Below are 883 nucleotides of genomic sequence, written 5' to 3'. Positions count from 1 at the left end.
TTTTGCAAAAGGTTTAAAAATCGCTGAATTACAACAGTTAGTTTCTGATTATCGTAATTCATTATTAGAAAAATCTAATGATGCAGACGAATCAGACGATGATGATTTAGATATCAATTCACTATCCCGCGAACAGCTCGAATTAGAATTGACAGCTCGTGCAATTGAATTCACAGCAGAACAATCAGATGATGAATTACGTCAATTATTAATTGATGACGAATCAGACGATGATGATTTAGATATCAATTCACTATCTCGCGAACAACTCGAATTAGAATTGACAGCTCGTGCAATTGAATTCACAGCAGAGCAATCTGACGATGAATTACGTCAATTGTTGATTGATGATGAATCTGATAACGATGAGTGATTTTAAACAACAGTTACAGCTCGATAATGCAAATGTATTTTTTAACAAAAATGAGTTTGCATTTTCTATTCAGTGGAACGGTTATCCGTTAACCGTTGTTGACGAAACACCAACTGAGTCAACACAGTTCACACACGGTATTGAATCAGAAACCGTTATTTATCGTTGTGATATTAACTCATTGTCGCCTGCGCCGACATCGCGCGAACGCGTTAACATCGACGGACAGATGTGGCGCGTTGCATCAGTTCAAAAGCTAACAAATGATTTAGTTATTCGATTAGAGCGATTAACGTCATGATAACGATGAAAATTGACGCGGGTCAGTCACGAATTAGCAGTTCAGTTTTAAAAAAGCTGGGGAAAAATACTGATAAAGTATTGGCTGATGCAACTAATCGTGCGTTATCCGGTATGCGCACAGACGGTACAAAGTTAATAGTCAAAGAAAGCGGAATTTTACGGAAAAACGTTTTTTCGGCATTCACTATTATCAAGGCAAGTGCTTCA

3 protein-coding genes are annotated in these 883 nt (G+C 37.4%); all 3 read left to right on the top strand.

Going from position 1 to position 883, the window contains the following annotated elements; translation table 11 throughout:
- Window positions 1-373, top strand: a 373-nt coding sequence (locus A9G07_RS11975; protein ID WP_218059973.1) for a hypothetical protein, incomplete at its 5' end; no start/stop codon positions are given.
- Window positions 366-674, top strand: a complete 309-nt coding sequence (locus A9G07_RS01400) for a hypothetical protein (protein WP_065733734.1) — start codon at window positions 366-368, stop codon at window positions 672-674. The genes A9G07_RS11975 and A9G07_RS01400, both read left to right, overlap by 8 nt.
- On the top strand, window positions 671-883 hold a 213-nt coding region (locus A9G07_RS01395; RefSeq protein ID WP_141677442.1), incomplete at its 3' end, for a hypothetical protein. The genes A9G07_RS01400 and A9G07_RS01395, both read left to right, overlap by 4 nt.

The organism is Gilliamella sp. wkB72, assembly GCF_001693745.1.
In the GTDB taxonomy this organism is placed as follows: Bacteria; Pseudomonadota; Gammaproteobacteria; order Enterobacterales; family Orbaceae; genus Gilliamella; species Gilliamella apicola_E.
Note: the sequence above shows the minus strand (reverse complement) of the source record. Positions and strands in the feature narration are given on the sequence as shown.

Excerpts from the sequence above, each read along its gene's own strand:
- A9G07_RS01400 (WP_065733734.1), top strand. The coding sequence starts at position 366 with ATGAGTGATTTTAAACAACAGTTACAGCTCGATAATGCAAATGTATTT.